14 protein-coding genes are annotated in these 16,549 nt (G+C 69.6%); 12 read left to right on the top strand and 2 right to left on the bottom strand.

The features are described from left to right. The first annotated feature begins 1 nt into the window (after nucleotide 1). The 7 genes from acs (at nucleotide 2) to BLT64_RS22155 (ending at nucleotide 8,863) form a co-directional block, all read left to right on the top strand. Entirely contained in the window at nucleotides 2-1,957 is a 1,956-nt protein-coding gene (acs, locus tag BLT64_RS22185; protein ID WP_011750774.1) for an acetate--CoA ligase, read from the top strand. Between the two features lie 108 nt (nucleotides 1,958-2,065). Then, on the top strand, nucleotides 2,066-2,323 hold the full coding sequence (locus tag BLT64_RS22180) for a DUF4212 domain-containing protein (protein WP_011750775.1): 258 nt from the start codon (nucleotides 2,066-2,068) through the stop codon (nucleotides 2,321-2,323). A gap of 10 nt (nucleotides 2,324-2,333) precedes the next feature. Then, the gene (locus BLT64_RS22175; RefSeq protein ID WP_011750776.1) at nucleotides 2,334-4,145 is read left to right on the top strand and encodes a sodium:solute symporter family protein; all 1,812 of its coding nucleotides are present in this window, start codon (nucleotides 2,334-2,336) and stop codon (nucleotides 4,143-4,145) included. 57 nt (nucleotides 4,146-4,202) lie between these two features. Next, the gene (locus BLT64_RS22170) at nucleotides 4,203-6,014 is read left to right on the top strand and encodes a DUF294 nucleotidyltransferase-like domain-containing protein (RefSeq protein WP_011750777.1); all 1,812 of its coding nucleotides are present in this window, start codon (nucleotides 4,203-4,205) and stop codon (nucleotides 6,012-6,014) included. Nucleotides 6,015-6,021: 7 nt separating this feature from the next. Next, entirely contained in the window at nucleotides 6,022-6,519 is a 498-nt protein-coding gene (locus tag BLT64_RS22165) for a hypothetical protein (RefSeq protein ID WP_011750778.1), read from the top strand. After that, on the top strand, nucleotides 6,519-6,890 hold the full coding sequence (locus BLT64_RS22160; protein ID WP_011750779.1) for a response regulator transcription factor: 372 nt from the start codon (nucleotides 6,519-6,521) through the stop codon (nucleotides 6,888-6,890). The genes BLT64_RS22165 and BLT64_RS22160 overlap by 1 nt, the downstream gene beginning before the upstream one ends. Next, nucleotides 6,884-8,863, top strand: coding sequence for a 3'-5' exonuclease (locus BLT64_RS22155; RefSeq protein WP_011750780.1), 1,980 nt, complete (start codon nucleotides 6,884-6,886; stop codon nucleotides 8,861-8,863). The genes BLT64_RS22160 and BLT64_RS22155 overlap by 7 nt, the downstream gene beginning before the upstream one ends. Before the next feature lie 142 nt (nucleotides 8,864-9,005). On the opposite strand, the gene BLT64_RS27680 is transcribed toward BLT64_RS22155, so the two are convergent. Beyond that, entirely contained in the window at nucleotides 9,006-10,271 is a 1,266-nt protein-coding gene (locus BLT64_RS27680) for a S8 family serine peptidase (RefSeq protein WP_011750781.1), read from the bottom strand. A gap of 100 nt (nucleotides 10,272-10,371) precedes the next feature. Between BLT64_RS27680 and BLT64_RS22145 the strand changes: the two genes are divergently transcribed. The 5 genes from BLT64_RS22145 (at nucleotide 10,372) to BLT64_RS22125 (ending at nucleotide 15,432) form a co-directional block, all read left to right on the top strand. After that, nucleotides 10,372-10,863 (top strand): RNA polymerase sigma factor, encoded by a 492-nt coding sequence (locus BLT64_RS22145; protein ID WP_011750782.1) that lies wholly within the window; start codon nucleotides 10,372-10,374, stop codon nucleotides 10,861-10,863. 44 nt (nucleotides 10,864-10,907) lie between these two features. Beyond that, nucleotides 10,908-11,588: an anti-sigma factor family protein gene (locus BLT64_RS22140; RefSeq protein ID WP_128493109.1), complete on the top strand. Its 681-nt coding sequence runs from the start codon at nucleotides 10,908-10,910 to the stop codon at nucleotides 11,586-11,588. Nucleotides 11,589-11,637: 49 nt separating this feature from the next. Then, the gene (locus tag BLT64_RS22135; protein WP_011750784.1) at nucleotides 11,638-13,305 is read left to right on the top strand and encodes an SLC13 family permease; all 1,668 of its coding nucleotides are present in this window, start codon (nucleotides 11,638-11,640) and stop codon (nucleotides 13,303-13,305) included. 132 nt (nucleotides 13,306-13,437) lie between these two features. After that, a complete protein-coding gene (locus BLT64_RS22130; RefSeq protein WP_011750785.1) occupies nucleotides 13,438-14,601 on the top strand; it encodes a glycerate kinase family protein in 1,164 nt (387 codons plus the stop codon). Between the two features lie 93 nt (nucleotides 14,602-14,694). Further along, a complete protein-coding gene (locus BLT64_RS22125) occupies nucleotides 14,695-15,432 on the top strand; it encodes a calcium-binding protein (RefSeq protein WP_011750786.1) in 738 nt (245 codons plus the stop codon). A 190-nt stretch (nucleotides 15,433-15,622) separates the two neighbouring features. Here BLT64_RS22125 and BLT64_RS22120 read toward each other — a convergent pair whose 3' ends face one another. Next, complete coding sequence (locus BLT64_RS22120) at nucleotides 15,623-16,534, bottom strand: LysR family transcriptional regulator (protein WP_011750787.1); 912 nt, start codon at nucleotides 16,532-16,534, stop codon at nucleotides 15,623-15,625. Nucleotides 16,535-16,549: the final 15 nt, after the last annotated feature.

Here is a 16,549-nt window from a genome sequence, read left to right as displayed (position 1 = left end):
CATGACCATTGAAACTTCTGGGAAACATCCGATTCCGCCGGGTTTTGGGGATGCCCTGGTCCAGCCTGGCGATTACGCCCGCATGTATGCCGAATCGATCTCGGACCCTGACGGGTTCTGGGGCCGCGAGGGCAGGCGGCTGGACTGGATCCACCCCTATTCCAGGGTGAAGAACACCGATTTCGCCATGGGCCAGGTCTCGGTGAAGTGGTTCGAGGACGGCATCCTGAACGCCTCGGTCAACTGCATCGACCGCCACCTGCCCGGGCGCGCGAACCAGGCCGCGATCATCTTCGAGCCGGACGACCCGGACCAGCCGGCGCGCCACATCACCTATGCGGAACTGTCGGAAAAGGTGAACCGCTTCGCCAACGTGCTGCTGAGCCAGGGGGTGATGCGCGGCGACCGGGTGGTGATCTACCTGCCGATGATCCCCGAGGCGGCCTATGCCATGCTGGCCTGCGCGCGGATCGGCGCCATCCACTCCATCGTCTTCGCCGGCTTCTCGCCCGACGCGCTGGCCAACCGCATCAACGACAGCGGCGCCAAGCTGGTGATCACCGCCGACACCGCGCCGCGCGGCGGCCGCAAGACGGCGCTGAAGTCGAATACCGACGCGGCGCTGCTGCATTGCTCGGACCGGGTGCGCTGCCTGGTGGTCAGGCATACCGGCGACCAGACCAGCTGGATCGACGGGCGCGACGTGGACGTGCTGGCGATGATGGAGCAGGTCAGCCCGGATTGCCCGCCGCGGCCGATGAATGCCGAGGACCCGCTGTTCATCCTCTATACCTCGGGCTCGACGGGCAAGCCCAAGGGCGTGGTGCATTCGACCGCCGGCTACCTGCTTTATGCCGCGATGACGCATCAATACGTCTTCGACTACAAGGACGGCGACATCTTCTGGTGCACGGCCGACGTGGGGTGGGTGACGGGGCACAGCTATATCGTCTACGGCCCGCTGGCCAACGGCGCCACGACGCTGATGTTCGAGGGCGTGCCGACCTGGCCGGATGCCGGCCGCTTCTGGGCGGTCTGCGAAAAGCACGGGGTCAACCAGTTCTACACCGCGCCGACCGCCATCCGGGCGCTGATGGGGCAGGGGCCGGAATGGGTCGAGAAGCACGACCTGTCCAGCCTGCGGGTGCTGGGCACGGTGGGCGAGCCGATCAACCCCGAGGCCTGGGTCTGGTACGACCGGCATGTGGGCAAGGGGCGCTGCCCGATCGTCGACACCTGGTGGCAGACCGAGACCGGGGGTCACATGATCACCTCGCTGCCCGGCGCGATCGAGGCCAAGCCGGGCTCGGCGACGCTGCCCTTCTTCGGGGTCAGGCCGGTGGTTCTGGATGCCTCGAGCGGGGCGGTGCAGGAGGGCGACGGGGTCGAGGGGGTGCTGTGCATCGCCGACAGCTGGCCGGGGCAGATGCGCACGGTCTGGGGCGACCACCAGCGCTTCATGGAGACCTATTTCCAGCAATATCCGGGCTATTACTTCACCGGCGACGGCTGCCGGCGGGACGAGGACGGCTATTACTGGATCACCGGGCGGGTGGACGACGTGATCAACGTCTCGGGCCACCGGATGGGCACGGCCGAGGTGGAATCGGCGCTGGTGGCGCATGAGAAGGTGGCCGAGGCGGCGGTGGTGGGCTATCCGCACCCGCTGAAGGGCCAGGGCATCTATGCCTATGTGACGCTGATGAACGGGGTCGAGCCCAGCGACGAGCTGCGCGCCGACCTTGAGAAATGGGTGCGCACCGAGATCGGCCCGATCGCCAAGCCCGACCTGATCCAATGGGCGCCGGGCCTGCCCAAGACCCGTTCGGGCAAGATCATGCGCCGCATCCTGCGCAAGATCGCCGAGGACGATTTCGGCGCCCTCGGAGACATCTCCACGCTCGCAGACCCGGGCGTCGTGGACCAACTCATCGAAAACAGAATGAACCGCGCCTGAACCCGGGCGCGGAAGACGCCCCCGGCCTTTTTCGCCGGGGGAAACGGAGGGGAAAACACGTCGAAAAAGACGGAACGACATGTCTGAAAAAGGGAGGATTTTAAGGACATGAGTGACAGACAATCGTCAAACGCATATTGGCAGGCCAATCTCAAGCTGATCTGGCTGTGCATGATCATCTGGGCCCTGGTGTCCTATGGCTTCGGGATCATCCTGAGGCCGATCCTGGCGGGCATCTCGGTGGGAGGAACCGACCTGGGGTTCTGGTTCGCGCAGCAGGGCTCGATCCTGGTCTTCATCGCGCTGATCTTCTTCTATGCCTGGCGCATGAACAGGCTCGACGCCGAACACGGCGTGGACGAGTGAGGAGCATCCCATGAGCCAGTTTACCCTTAACCTCATCGTCATCGGCGCGTCCTTCGCGCTTTATATCGGCATCGCGATCTGGGCCCGCGCCGGTTCCACGGCGGAATTCTATGCCGCCAACCGCGGCGTCAGCCCGGTCATGAACGGCATGGCCACGGCGGCCGACTGGATGTCGGCGGCCTCGTTCATCTCGATGGCGGGCCTCATCGCCTTTACCGGCTATGACAACTCGACCTATCTGATGGGCTGGACCGGCGGCTATGTGCTGCTGGCGATGCTGCTTGCGCCCTATCTGCGCAAGTTCGGCAAGTTCACGGTGCCGGAATTCATCGGCGACCGCTTCTATTCGGGCACGGCGCGGATCATCGGCGTGATCTGCCTGCTGATCATCTCGATCACCTATGTGATCGGCCAGATGACCGGCGTCGGCGTGACCTTCTCGCGCTATCTGGAAGTGTCCAGTTCGACCGGGCTGTGGATCGGCGCGGCGCTGGTCTTCGTCTATGCCGTGCTGGGCGGGATGAAGGGCATCACCTATACGCAGGTGGCGCAATATATCGTGCTGATCATCGCCTATACCATCCCGGCGGTGTTCATCGCGCTGCAACTGACCGGCCATGTGCTGCCGCAGACCGGGCTGTTCGGCACGCTGAACGCATCGGACACCAAGTTCCTGGCGACGCTGGACCAGGTGGTGACCGATCTGGGCTTCCGCTCCTATACCGGGCATCACCAGTCGACGCTGGACATGGTGCTGTTCACCATGGCGCTGATGATCGGCACTGCGGGCCTGCCGCATGTCATCATCCGCTTCTTCACCGTGCCGAAGGTGGCCGATGCGCGCAAATCGGCAGGCTGGGCGCTGGTCTTCATCGCGCTGCTCTATACCGTCGCGCCGGCGGTGGGCTCGATGTCGCGCTTCAACCTGACCGCGACCATGTGGCCGGGCGCCGAGACGGGCCAGACCTTCAGCCAGCCGGCCGTGTCGCTGGAGGACATCCAGAACCGCGATGACCTGCACTGGATGCGCAACTGGCAGGTGACGGGCCTGCTGAACTGGGAGGACAAGAACGGCGACGGCCTGATCCAGTACTACAACGAGGCGGGGGCGGCGAACGAACAGCTGGCCGCGGTGATCGCCGAGCAGGGCCTGCAGGGCAACGAACTGACCACGGTGAACAACGACATCATGGTTCTGGCCAACCCGGAAATCGCCAACCTGCCGGGCTGGGTCATCGCCATCGTCGCCGCCGGCGGCCTGGCGGCGGCGCTGTCCACCGCGGCGGGCCTGCTGCTGGCGATCTCGGGCGCGGTGAGCCACGACCTGATCAAGGGCGCGATCAATCCCGGCATCAGCGAGAAGGGCGAGCTGTTCGCGGCCCGCGTCTCGATGGGGGTCTCGATCCTGGTGGCGACGATCCTGGGGCTGAATCCGCCGGGCTTTGCCGCGCAGACGGTGGCACTGGCCTTCGGGCTGGCGGCAAGCTCGATCTTCCCGGTGCTGATGATGGGCATCTTCTCGACGCGCATGAACAAGGAAGGCGCGATCGCGGGGATGCTGGCCGGGGTCATCGCGACGCTGGTCTATATCTTCACCTACAAGGGCTGGTTCTTCATCTCGGGGACCAACATGCTGCCGGATACGGCGGATGCCTGGCTGTTCGGCATCTCGCCGGCCTCGTTCGGCACCATCGGTGCGGTGATCAACTTCGCGGTGGCCTATCTGGTGTCCAGCGCCACCAAGGAGCCGCCTGCCGAGGTGCGCGACCTGGTCGAGTCGATCCGCGTTCCGCGCGGCGCCGGTGGGGCGCAGGCCCACTGACGAACGGCCGCGCCCCCTGCGGGGCGCGGCCTTTCCGCCAATCGGCAGGGCAGGACCATGACCGACATCGCCGCATTCATCGCCTCGGTTCATCCCTATGACAGCCTGCCGCAGGACGAGCTGGCGCGGGCCGCGGCGTCGTTCAAGCGCAGGACCTATCCGGCCGGCAGCGTGATCTATCGCCATGGCGACCGGCTGGCGGGGCTTTACCTGATCGAAAGCGGTCTGGTCCGGGTCTCGGATGCTGCCGGGGATTCCGTTTCGGAACTGGTGGCGCGCAATTCATTCGGCGAAAGGGGGCTGCTGCGCGACGGGGTGGCGGTGACCACGGCGACCGCCGTCGAGGATACGACCGTGCTGATGCTGCCGCGCGCCGAACTGATGCGGTTGATCGGCAGCCATCGCGCGGTGGCGCGTTTCTTCGACCGCAGCGGCCTGCCCGGCGACCGCGAGAGCGCTCTGGCGCTGCTGAAGGTCGGGGATTTGATCGGCGGGCAGGTGCCGCTGAGCTGCACCCCCCAGACCCCCGCCATCGAGGCCGCCCGCGCCATGCGCGACGCCCGCGTCAGCAGCATCGGCGTGCTGGACGGGGACCGGCTGGTCGGGCTGGTCACCATCCGCGACATCTCGAACCGCATCGTTGCCGAGGGGCGCGACGCGAATGTGCCGGTTGCGCAGGTGATGACGCCCGACCCGATCACGCTGTCGCCCTTGGAGCTGGGCTATGACGTGCTCAACATCATGCTCGAGCGCCGCATCGGCCATCTGCCGGTGGTCGAGAAGGGCCGCTTCGTCGGCATGGTCAGCCAGACCGACCTGACGCGGGTGCAGGCGATCTCGGCCTCGGCGCTGATCCGCGACATCGCGCAATCCGAGGATGTCGGCGACATGGCGGCGGCGACCGCACGCATTCCCGAACTGCTGCTGCAACTGGTCAACGGCCATCACCGGCACGAAACCATCACCCGCATGATCACCGACATTGCCGATGCGGTGACCCGGCGCCTACTGGTCATGGCCGAGGTGCGCCTGGGTCCGCCGCCCGGCCCGTGGCTGTGGGCGGCCTGCGGCAGCCAGGGGCGGCAGGAACAGACCGGCGTGTCGGATCAGGACAATTGCCTGATTCTCGGCGACGATTGCGACCCGGACGATCCCTGGTTCGCCGAGCTTGCGCGCTTTGTCTGCGACGGGTTGAACGCATGCGGCTATGTCTATTGCCCGGGCGAGATGATGGCCATCACGCCGCGCTGGCGCCAGCCGCGCCGCGTCTGGCGCGGTTATTTCCACGACTGGATCACCCATCCCAGCCCCGAGGCGCAGATGCTGGCCTCGGTCATGTTCGACCTGCGCGCCATCGGCGGCGATGCCGCGCTGCTGGACGGGCTGCAGGCCGAGACGCTGCGGATGGCGGCGAAGAACTCGATCTTCGTGGCGCATATGATCTCGAACGCGCTGAAGCACCGCCCGCCCCTGGGGCTGATCGGCGGCTTTGCGACCGTGCGCACCGGCGAGCATCGCAACCAGATCGACATGAAGCTAAGCGGCGTCGTGCCGGTGTCCGACCTGGCGCGGATCTATGCGTTGCAGGGGCAGCTGACCCCGGTCAATACCCGCGCCCGGCTGGTCGAGGCGCAGGGGGCGGGCATCATCTCGGGCAGCGGCGCGCGCGACCTGATCGCGGCCTACGACCTGATCCAGACCACGCGGCTGGAGAACCAGGCCGCGCAGATCCGCGCCGGCGAACGGCCGGGGAACCACCTGTCCCCCGCCGCGCTGCCCGATTTCCAGCGCAGCCACCTGCGCGACGCCTTCGTGGTGGTGCGGGGGATGCAATCGGCGCTGGGCCATGGCAAGGGAATGTTGGGATGAGGGGCATATGACCGGGATCGGGGTCGAATTGCTGGGCGTGATCGCGGTCGGCGTGGGCGCGGCGGCGTTGCTTTATGCCGGGATGCACCTGTTGCGCAAGCTGGGGCTGGCGCCGGCGCGCTGGCTGCTGCCGGCGGGCATCGGCCTTGCGATGGTCTCCTATGCGGTCTGGAACGATTACGCCTGGTATGACCGTGCGGTCGCCCGGCTGCCCGCGGACGCGCAGATCCTGCTGGTGGGCCGCGACAGCCAGCCCTGGGCGCCCTGGACCTATCTGGCGCCGGTCGTGATCCGCTTTGTCGCCCTTGATCCGGCCGGCATCTCGGAGACCGCCGAGGGCATCCGCCGGGCCGGGATCACGCTGGTCGAGCGGCGCGGCCCCACGCTGGTCGTGCCGCAGGAATTCGATTGCGCGAAGGGGCTGGTCCGGCCGGCACGCGGCGCATGGTCGCCGCCCGGCCCATCGGACCCGGCCTATTCCGTCGTCTGCGGGGGAGGAGGCTGATGGCAGATATCCTTGTGGTCGAGGATGAGGACAATATTGCCACCGCCCTGGATTTCCTGCTGTCGCGCGACGGCCACAAGCACCGCCGCATGGCCACGGGCGCCGGCGCGCTCGAGGAAATCCGCGCCAGTCATCCCGATCTGGTGCTGCTGGACGTGATGCTGCCCGACGTCTCGGGCTACCAGATCGTGCAGGACGTGCGCGCCGATCCGGCGCTGAACGACGTGCGGGTGCTCTTGATGACCGCGCGCGGCTCGGTCGTGGAACGCCGCAAGGGGCTGGCGCTGGGGGCGGACGGCTTCATCGCCAAGCCCTTCGAGCTGTCCGAGCTGCGCGCGGAACTGGCGCGGCTGCTGGGGGGACGATGCTGACGCGGCTGTCGCTGAGGGCCCGGGTTCTGCTGATCTTTGCCGGGCTTGCGGGCGCCGTCCTCGCGGTCCTGGCGGCGGGGCTGTGGGTGGCGGGGGCAAGCCTCGCGGGCCGGGGCGTCCCGGTCCAGGCGATGCTGGACGCGCTGGCGCTTGCGGCGCTGATCGTGGGGTTCGGTGCGCTGGGGATGATCGTCTGGATCTGGTTCCTGTTCGACCGCAACGTGGCCCGCCCGATCGAGCTGCTGGCCGGGGGCTTGCGCACCGGCCAGACCCCCGAGATCGAGGAGGCCCGCTATCTTGCCGATCTGGGCCCCGCCGCACGCGACGCCGCCGAGGCGCGGGCGCGTTCGGCAGAGGCACTGGCCGATGCGGTCGCCGAACATGCCGCCGACCTGCAACGCGAAAAGGAGACGCTGGAATCCATCCTTGCCGATATTGGTGCCGGCGCGGTGATGACCGATCCGGCCGGCCGGGTGATGTTCTACAATGCCTCCGCCGCGCATCTTCTGCCCGGCATCGCGCTGGACCGCCCCATCGAGCGCCATCTGCCCGGCGGTGCGTTGGAGGCCGGGGCGGCGCGGCTGGCGGCGGGGGCGGCGGCGACCGACCTGACCTGCCTGACCTCGGCCGGGCAGCGGCTGTGGGGGCGCATGCGGCGGGTCGATGGCGGCACGCTGCTGATCCTGAACGACCGTCCGCCGCAGCACCCCGCGCCGCGCGACCTGCTGGAGACTCTGCGCCGCCATGCCGCGACCCTGGTGCCGATGCTGGGTGCGTTGGAGGGACCGATCCCGCCCGCGCTGGCGCAGGCGATCCAGAGCGAGGGGCAGGGATTGGCCAACGTCCTGCGCGAACTGACCGAGGCGATGAGCGGCGACGCCACGCGCGGAGGGGCGGGGCTGAACGAACTGGCTGCCGGGCTGGACCTGGCGCCCGACCAGCCCCGGCTGGTGCTGCTGGCCGACGCGGCCGGCGTGAACGGGCTGCTGCGCCATCTGGACCGCCGCCTGCGCGAGCAGGGTGCGGCCCCCCGCCTTGCCGCCGAGGCCGGGGCCGAGGCCGAGGCGTCCGAGGCGCGGCTCTTGCTGCTCTGGACCGGGGCGGCGCTGCCCATGGACCGGCTGGAGGCCTGGCTGGCCGAGCCGCCCGATCCGGCGCAGCCCGAACTGACCGGGCACGAGATCCTGGCCGCGCATGCCACCGGCATCTGGACCGAGGCGCGGGACGGTCAGGCGCGGCTGGTCCTGCCGCTGCCGATCGCGGCGGGCCGGCCGGACAGCGCCGGGCTGACCTATGACTTTGCCCTGTCGCGGCGCGGCGCGACCTCGTCGCGGCTGGCCGATCTGACCTGCGTGGTCTTCGATACCGAGACGACCGGGCTTGACCCCGTCGCCGACCGCATCGTGCAGATCGCCGGTCTGCGCATCGCCCGCGGCCGCCTGACCGGCGAGCGTTTCGACACGCTGGTCGATCCCGGCCGGCCGATCCCGCCCGCCTCGACCGCCGTGCATGGCATCACGGATGCGATGGTGGCCGGTGCGCCCGACATGACCGCAGCGCTGACCGCCTTTCACCATTTCGCCGAGGATACGGTGCTGGTCGCCCATAACGCGCCCTTCGATATGGGCTTCCTGCGCCGCGCCGTGCCTGAGACCGGGGCGCATTTCGACAACCAGGTGCTGGATACGGTGCTGCTTTCGGCGATGCTCTGGGGCCAGTCGGCGCCGCATTCGCTGGATGCGCTGACCGAGCGGCTCGGCATCGTCATCCCGCCCGAGGCGCGCCACACCGCCATGGGCGACGCCCGCGCCACGGCCGAAGCCTATCTGCGGCTGATCGCGGCGCTGGAGGCCAAGGGCCTGGATCGGTTCGAGGACGTGCTGGCCGAGGCTCGCCGCCACCGCCGCCTGGTCGATGATGCGAACAAGCCGGCGGGCGATGCCGCCTCCGGCTCGGGTCCGTCAGCAGGCTGACCGTGCGGTCCTTGCCGAGCCATGGGGGATGGATGTGCGCCGTCCGGGGTCGTCGGTAAGGCCGTCAACCCGCCGCCCAGCAAGGGCGCGATGGTGATGAGGCCCATCGACTGCCGGAAGATTTCCCGGTGGGCCGTCGCGTTCAGTTCCGGCATTCGGCCACGGGTTGGACAAGGCCGTGGCCGAAGATCTCGTCGGGGCCGGCCTTGCCCAGGTCGCGCGCGGTTTCCTGCAATTGCGCCCGCACCTCGGCCGGGGTCAGGCCGGGCCGGGCTTGCAGGATCAACGCCGCTGCGGCGGTCACGAAAGGCGTCGCATAGGAGGTGCCGGTCTTGGTCCGCGCGCCGCTGATCGAGGCCGCGGTCCAGACATTCACCCCCGGGGCTGCCAGGTCGATATGCTCGCCCCGGTTTGCGCGGCGATAGACCTGTTCGCGGCGGTCCACGGCAGTCACGGCGATCACGGGGGCGAAGGCGGCCGGGAAAGCCGGCTTGGCCGCCGGGCCGCCATTGCCCGCCGCCGCGACAAGCACGATGCCCTGCCGGTCCATGCGGCGGATCTGCTGGCCAAGGGCGGTGTTCCGGGGGCCGGCCAGCGACAGGTTCACGATGTCCACCTCCTGCGCCGCCAGATAATCCAGCGCCTCGATCAGGGCGAAGGCGTCGGCGCGTTCGTCCCCGCGCCGCTTGTGGAAGGCATCGACGGCGACGAGTTCGGCCCCCGGCACCAGGCCGGGCGTGCGGCTGTCCGCCCGCCCGACCAGAAGCGCCGCGATGGCGGTGCCGTGCAGCGCGTCCGAGGCGTCCAGCCCGTCGCCCGGATCCAGCCGGTGGACCCGGATGCGCGCGTCCTTCAGCACCGCATGATCCGCGTTCAGCCCGGTATCGACCATGCCGATGCGCACCGGCCCGCCGCATCCGGTCGTATCCTGGGGCCAGGCGATCATCTGCCGCGCCGGGCAATCCGCACCGCGACACGAGGATGCGGCGGCGTTGCCAGGGCGGTAGAAATGGTTGAAATCCGCCGCCTCGGCCGAGCCCATCCGGCGCACCGTCGCGCGCGCCGCGTCCATCGTCATCGCGTCGGGCTTGCGCAGCCGGTGCAGCGGCCGGTCGGCGGCCAGCGTGACCTCTCGCAGCACGCGAAAGCCCGTATCCTCCAGCACGGTCAGGTCAGCTTCGGACAGCCCGCGCGCGATGACCTCGTTCGGGGCGCGGGTGGGCAGGGGCGCGGGCTGGACCCGGGGCGCGCGTCGGCGGACCGGCGCGTCGTCGTCATCATCGTCGTCGTCGTCATCGTCGTCGTCATCCGCCCATGCGGCGGATATCCACCAGCCGGCCGCCTGCGGGCGCATGTCGGCCAGCAGAACGGCCAGGACCAGGGACAGCAACAATATCGGCAGGCGCATCGGCATCACCTTGCTATGAGACGGCTTCGGGACTTTCTACGCATTGCAGATTCCATTATTCCCTGCTCTGGTCAATTTTCCGACGCCGTGGAGAGGGTGAATGGACGCAGGCTTCGGCGAGGCCATGATCGCATTGCTGCCCAACCTGCGGCGCTATGCCCTGTCGCTGACCCGGCGCGGCGACCAGGCCGACGACCTGGTGCAGCAAACGGTCGAGCGCGCCATCGCCAACGCGGCCAGCTTCGACCGGGCGCAGCGGCTGGAGCCCTGGCTGTTCCGCATCATGCGCAACGCCTTCATCGACCAGACCCGCCGCCAGCGCCGGGAAGGCACGAAGATCGACATCCATGAGATCCCCGAGGCCCTGCCGACCGACCCCGGACCGGGGCTGGAAGCGCGGCTGATGCTGCAAAGCGTCGAGGCGGCGATGGCCGAACTGCCCCCCGACCAGCGCGAGATCCTGCACCTCGTCTGCGTCGAGGAGATGAGCTATGCCGAGACGGCGCGGATCCTGGACATTCCCATGGGCACGGTGATGAGCCGCCTGTCGCGCGCGCGGCTGGCCCTTTCGGAAAGATTGGGAATAAGATGACGCCGGGTGCGTATTCGGGGCAGGACCGCGACAAGGATGGGGCGATGCAGATCGACGACGAAACCCTGATGGCACTGGCCGATGGCGAGTTGGACCCCGCTCGCGCGGATGAGATCCGGCGTGCCGTCGCGGGCGATCCCGACCTGCAGGCCCGCCTGCATCGCTTTGAAGAGACGCGGCGCCTGCTGGGGGGCTTGCGCAAGGACGCCACCGGCGAAGACCCGCTGGCCGCGATGATCCGCGCTGCCGCCGCCGCACCCCATCCGGTGCAGGAAGCGCCGCGTCCCGCCAATCTCAACCGCAGGCCCTGGCTGGCTGCGGCGGCCTCGGCCGCCGTCGTCGCGCTGGGGCTTGGCTGGTGGCAATGGACGGATGCCCCCGCGCCGGGGATCGGCGCGGCGGAACTGGCGGCGCTGGAAAGCCTGTCCTCGGGCCAGGTCCAGCCGCTGGAGGATGGCGGCGAGCTGGCGATGATCGCGTCCTTCCGCGCCTCGGACGGCAGGCTTTGCCGCGAATACGAGACTGCCCGGGACGAGGTGCTGCGTATCGTGCTGGCCTGCCGCGAAGGCGATGGCTGGCAGGAACGCTTTGCCGCGACGGCGCAGCAAGGCGGCGCGGACTATCGCCCGGCCTCGGGCGAGGGGTCCATAGACGCGGCGCTGGTCGCCATCGGCGCCGCCGATCCCCTGACGCCCGAGGAAGAAGCGGTGATGCTGCGGGAATAACCTGCCGGGGCGGTCGTAATCCTGTCATGGAAATGCACAGGAGAACGCCATGACCGCCCGCAGCCTGTCCCCGCTTGCCGCCCTGCCGCAGCCAAGCCGGCGCCACCTTAGCGTCGCCGTCCTGGCTGCCGCCATCCCGCTGCTGGCCGGCCTGCCCCAGACGCTCTCGGCCCCGGGCCGGGTTGCCCTGGCCGTCTCGGGCCTCGCGGTCCTTGGCTGGGTCGGCACGCGCCTGCCGGAATCGCTGGTGGCGCTGGCTGCCGTGCTGGCGCTGGTCCTTGGCGGCGTGCTGACCGAGGCGCAGCTTTTCGCGGCCCTGGGCAGCGAGTTGATCTGGCTGCTGCTGTCGGCCTTTGTCATCGCCGCCGTGGCGAAAGAGGCGGGGCTGACGCAACGGCTGGTCGCGCCGCTGCTGGCGCGGGGGATGCGGGTCGTGCCCTTCTTCCTGTGGCTGACGCTGGCCATCGCCGGCACGGCCTTCGTGCTGCCTTCGACCTCGGGGCGGGCGGCGCTGCTGCTGCCGGTCTTTGCCGCCATCGCGGCGGCCTTGCCCGATCCGCGCCTGCGCCGCCCGCTGGCCCTGCTGTTCCCGACGGTGATCCTGCTGTCGGCCGGCGCCTCGCTGATCGGGGCGGGGGCGCATCTGTTGGCGGCGCAGGCGATCCGGGGCGCGACCGGCATCCATCTTGGCTATGTGGAATGGGCGATGCTCGGCCTGCCGTTTTCGCTGTTGGCCAGCCTTGCCGGCGCGGGCCTGATCCTGTGGCTGTTCGTCCCGCGCGAGGCGCTGCTGGCGCCCTTGCCCCGCATGGCCACGCCCGCCCCGGACGCCGCCACCCGCGCCCGCCAGCGCCGCATCGGGCTGGTGCTGGCGCTGGTCGTGGGCCTGTGGCTGACGGCCGGGCTGCACGGGATCGGCATGGCGCTGGTCGCGCTGATCGGGGCGCTGGTGCTGCTGACCCCACCCTTCACCAGCCGCAAGCCCAAGGAGATCTTCCGCGCCGTCGATACCGAGCTTCTGCTCTACATGTCCGCGACCGTGCTGATGGCCGAGGCGATGGTCGCGACCGGGGCCGACCGCTGGCTGGCGGGGCAGGCGCTGGCGGCCTTGCCGCCCGGCCTGTCGGGCAGCCTGCCGATCGTGGTGGTGCTGCTGTCGGCGGTGGCGGTGCTGGCGCATCTGGCGATCACCTCGCGCTCGGCCCGCGCGGCGGTGCTGATCCCGGCGGTGGCCCTGCCGCTGGCGGCGATGGGGCACGACCCGGCGCTGATGGTCATGGTCGCGGTGATGGGCACGGGATTTTGCCAAAGCATGATGGCTTCGGCCAAGCCGGTGGCGATCTTCGGCCAGGCCGAGGAAGCGGGCTTCGGCCAGCGCGACCTGATCCGGCTGGCGCTGCCGCTGGCGCCGGTCGTGACGGCGCTGCTGGTCGGCTTTGCCCTGCTGGTCTGGCCCGCGCAATTGGCGCGGATGCGGGACGATGCGCAACCGGCGCCCGTTCCGACCCTGTCCGCCGCCATGCTGGTCTCACCCGCCGTGGCCTTGCCGCCCCCTGCCGCCCCGGTGATCGAGGCAGCGCGGCCCGTGCCCCGACCCCAGCGGCTGGCCCAAGCCGTCCCGCAGCCGCCCAAGGTCCGCAAGTCGCGCCCCGAGCCCGATTTGCGGGCGCTGAACCACATCCTGCGTCCTGCGGGCATCCGGCTCGTCATCCGGTAATCCGCTGCAAACGCGATGACAGGGCGGCACGGGGCGGCCTTTTTCACGCCTGGGCGGAATTTTTCGCCCCTGCCGGGAATAAGGCAGGGGGCGCGGGCGTAACCCCATCAGACAACCGGAAAGGATATGAAAATGTCTCTCACCGTCCTGATCGCGCCTTCGGGCTTCAAGGAATCGCTTTCAGTCAAGGATGTGGCCGAGGCCATCGCGCGGGGCGTCCGCCGCGCCGCCCCCCATGCGACCATCCTGACCGCGCCGATGGTCGATGGCGGCGAGGGCACGACCGAGGCGCTGGTCGCCGCGACCGGCGGACGGTTAATGCAGGCCGAGGTGACCGGCCCGATGGGACAGCCCGTGGACAGTTTCTGGGGGCTGATGGGCGGCGATGGGCCGCGCACCGCCGTGATCGAGATGGCCGCCGCGGCCGGCCTGTCGCTGGTGCCGCGCGACCGGCGCGACCCGACCCTGACCACCAGCCGCGGCGTGGGCGAACTGATCCTGAAGGCGCTGGACCATGGCGTGGACCGCATCCTGATCGGCTGCGGCGACAGCGGCATCAACGATGGCGGTGCCGGCATGGCGCGCGCGCTTGGTGCCCGGCTGCTGGACGGCGAGGGGCGCGAGTTGCCCGAGGGCGGCGGCGCGTTGCAGGATCTGGCGCAGATCGACGTCTCGGGGCTGGACCCGAGGCTGGCCGGGGTGGGGATCGACGCGGCGGTGAACTGGCACAACATGCTGCTGGGACCGCGCGGCGTGGCCCGCGTCTTCGGCCCGCAAAAGGGCGCGAGCCCCGAGCAGGTCGAGCAACTCGACCGCGGCATGACCCGCTATGCGCAGGCGATCATGGCGGCCACGGGCCGGGACGTGGCGCCGATGCCGGGCGCCGGGGCCTCGGGCGGGCTTGGCGCCGGGCTGGTCGCCTTTGCCGGTGCGGTGCTGCATCCGCGTTTCCAGATCATGCTGGATTACCTGGATTTCGACCGCCTGCTGGGCCGCGCCGACCTGGTCATCACCGCCGAGGGTGCGCTGGATGCGCAAAGCCCCTTCGGCAAGGTTCCCTGCGAGGTCGCCCGCCGCGCCGAGGCGATCGGTATCCCGACCGTCGCGCTGGCGGGCACCATCGGCAAGGGCGCGCGCCAGACCTATGAGCACGGGATCGGCGCCTATGCCTCGATCATGCGGCGGCCCTGCTCGCTGGAAAAGGCCATCGGCGAGGGTGCGAAACTGCTGCGCAACGCCGCCGAGAACACGATGCGGATGCTGCTGGTCGGCCAGCGGCTTGCCGCCCGTGCCTGAGGCACGACCCATTCCGCGCCCGGAGGAACCGGCAGCCGGGCGCGGATCACGGTTCGTTCATGCCGGTCCAAACCAAAGTGACGGAGAGAAACCATGGCCAGAATCCGTGGCAATGACGACGACAACCGCCTGGTCGGCACCAAGTTCGCCGACCAGATCTGGGGCCGCTCGGGCGACGACCTGCTCTTTGGCCGCGCGGGCAACGATACGCTGGACGGCGGCGAGGGCAATGACCGCATCGACGCCGGCTCGGGCCACAACCGCATCATCGGCGGCTCGGGCAATGACGTGATCAAGGCGCTGGGCGGCAACGACCGGATCACGGCGGGCGAGGGTAACGATGTCGTGCAAGCCGGGGGCGGCAACAACACGATCTCGCTCGGCTCGGGCAACGACCGCTCGGTCAGCGGCGGCGGCCGCGACACCATCAGCGGCGGCGAGGGCAACGACACCATCCGCGCCGGAGGCGGCAACGACCTGATCCGCGGCGGCGAGGGCGACGACCGCCTGTTCGGCGAGGCAGGCCACGACCGCATCATCGCGGGCGAGGGCAACGACACCCTGAACGGCGGCCGGGGCAACGACACGATGACCGGCGGCGAGGGTGCCGACGTCTTCGTCTGGAACGGCGGGCGCGACCGGATCACCGATTTCGACCATGACGACGACGTGATCGACCTGTCCTTCTATGGCCGCTTCGACAGTTGGGCCGACATCCGCGGCGCCGCCAGCCAGGTCGGCGACAATGTCGTCATCAGGGCGGGCGCCGACCGGCTGGTGATCGAGGACACGCGCCTCGGCCAGCTTCGCAGCGACGATTTCGACTGGTAGAGGCCGAAAGATCGCGGGGGCCGGCGTGGCAGCGCCGGGCCCGGGCTGCAAGGCCGCCGTTCCGACCGGGCGTCATCCTCGTCGCCCGGATCGTGATCGCCGCCTGTTGCGGCTGAAGCCCGCCGCCTCGCCGCGACTCGTTCCGGGGCGCAGCACCAGGGACGTAACGGAACCGGCGGCAGGCCATCGTTTACCCTGCTGCATCGCTTTCACAAAGCCGCATCAGCACCTTGGCGAACGTGCTTGCGGCGGGGCCGAAGGGCTCGTCGAGGCGATGGGCGAGATAGCTTTGCGAGGTGACCTGGGCGTTGCGGCCAAGCGCGGCCGTATCCAGCCGGACCAGCCTGCCGGATCTCAGGTCGTCCGCGACCAGCCAGGACGGCAGCCTGCCCCAGCCGACGCCCGACAGGATCAGCGCATGCTTGGTGTCCTGGGTGTTGACCCGGCAGGATTGCGGCGACAGCACGCCGAAATCCCGCCCCTCCGACAAGGGCGAGGGATCGGACAGCACGATCTGGACATGGTCGGCCAGATCCGGGATGCCGATCCCGCGCCCGGCCGCCAGGGCATGGCCGGCCGCGACCACCGCCACCTGCGAGACGGGCGACAGGGCCTCGAAACTGATGCGGGGATCGCGGAAATCCTCGCCGACCATGATGGCAAGCGTGCAGCGTCTTTCGGTCAGCGCCTGCAACGGCCCGCCAAGCGGCTGGATGGCAAGCCTGAGCGCCACCGAGGGGTAGGCCCGGCGCATCTCGGCCAGTGCCACGCCGACCAGCGGGATCGGAAACAGCGTATCGGCGGTGATGGACAGTTCCAGCTCGACGCCCTCGCCGAAGCCGCGCGCCCGGGCCCGCATCGCGTCGACCCGCAGCAGGATGTCGCGCGCATCGGCAAGCAGCGTCTTGCCCTCGGCCGTTAGGACCGGGCGGTGGCCGGAGCGGTCGAACAGCTGCACGCCAAGCTGCGCCTCCAGATTGGCCACGCTTGCGCTGACGCCGGACTGCGCCCGCGACAGGCTGCCTGCGCCGGCGCGAAAGCTGCCTTTGTCGGCGACCGCGACGAAGGTGCGGATTTGGTCGAGGGTCAGGGCGTCCAGCATGATCGCTTCAGATGA

This window comes from Paracoccus denitrificans, from assembly GCF_900100045.1.
Lineage (GTDB): Bacteria > Pseudomonadota > Alphaproteobacteria > Rhodobacterales > Rhodobacteraceae > Paracoccus > Paracoccus denitrificans.
Note: the sequence above shows the minus strand (reverse complement) of the source record. Positions and strands in the feature narration are given on the sequence as shown.

Excerpts from the sequence above, each read along its gene's own strand:
- acs (WP_011750774.1), top strand. The coding sequence starts at position 2 with ATGACCATTGAAACTTCTGGGAAACATCCGATTCCGCCGGGTTTTGGG.
- BLT64_RS22180 (WP_011750775.1), top strand. The coding sequence starts at position 2,066 with ATGAGTGACAGACAATCGTCAAACGCATATTGGCAGGCCAATCTCAAG.
- BLT64_RS22175 (WP_011750776.1), top strand. The coding sequence starts at position 2,334 with ATGAGCCAGTTTACCCTTAACCTCATCGTCATCGGCGCGTCCTTCGCG.
- BLT64_RS22170 (WP_011750777.1), top strand. The coding sequence starts at position 4,203 with ATGACCGACATCGCCGCATTCATCGCCTCGGTTCATCCCTATGACAGC.
- BLT64_RS22165 (WP_011750778.1), top strand. The coding sequence starts at position 6,022 with ATGACCGGGATCGGGGTCGAATTGCTGGGCGTGATCGCGGTCGGCGTG.
- BLT64_RS22160 (WP_011750779.1), top strand. The coding sequence starts at position 6,519 with ATGGCAGATATCCTTGTGGTCGAGGATGAGGACAATATTGCCACCGCC.
- BLT64_RS22155 (WP_011750780.1), top strand. The coding sequence starts at position 6,884 with ATGCTGACGCGGCTGTCGCTGAGGGCCCGGGTTCTGCTGATCTTTGCC.
- BLT64_RS27680 (WP_011750781.1), bottom strand. The coding sequence starts at position 10,271 with ATGCGCCTGCCGATATTGTTGCTGTCCCTGGTCCTGGCCGTTCTGCTG.
- BLT64_RS22145 (WP_011750782.1), top strand. The coding sequence starts at position 10,372 with ATGGACGCAGGCTTCGGCGAGGCCATGATCGCATTGCTGCCCAACCTG.
- BLT64_RS22140 (WP_128493109.1), top strand. The coding sequence starts at position 10,908 with ATGCAGATCGACGACGAAACCCTGATGGCACTGGCCGATGGCGAGTTG.
- BLT64_RS22135 (WP_011750784.1), top strand. The coding sequence starts at position 11,638 with ATGACCGCCCGCAGCCTGTCCCCGCTTGCCGCCCTGCCGCAGCCAAGC.
- BLT64_RS22130 (WP_011750785.1), top strand. The coding sequence starts at position 13,438 with ATGTCTCTCACCGTCCTGATCGCGCCTTCGGGCTTCAAGGAATCGCTT.
- BLT64_RS22125 (WP_011750786.1), top strand. The coding sequence starts at position 14,695 with ATGGCCAGAATCCGTGGCAATGACGACGACAACCGCCTGGTCGGCACC.
- BLT64_RS22120 (WP_011750787.1), bottom strand. The coding sequence starts at position 16,534 with ATGCTGGACGCCCTGACCCTCGACCAAATCCGCACCTTCGTCGCGGTC.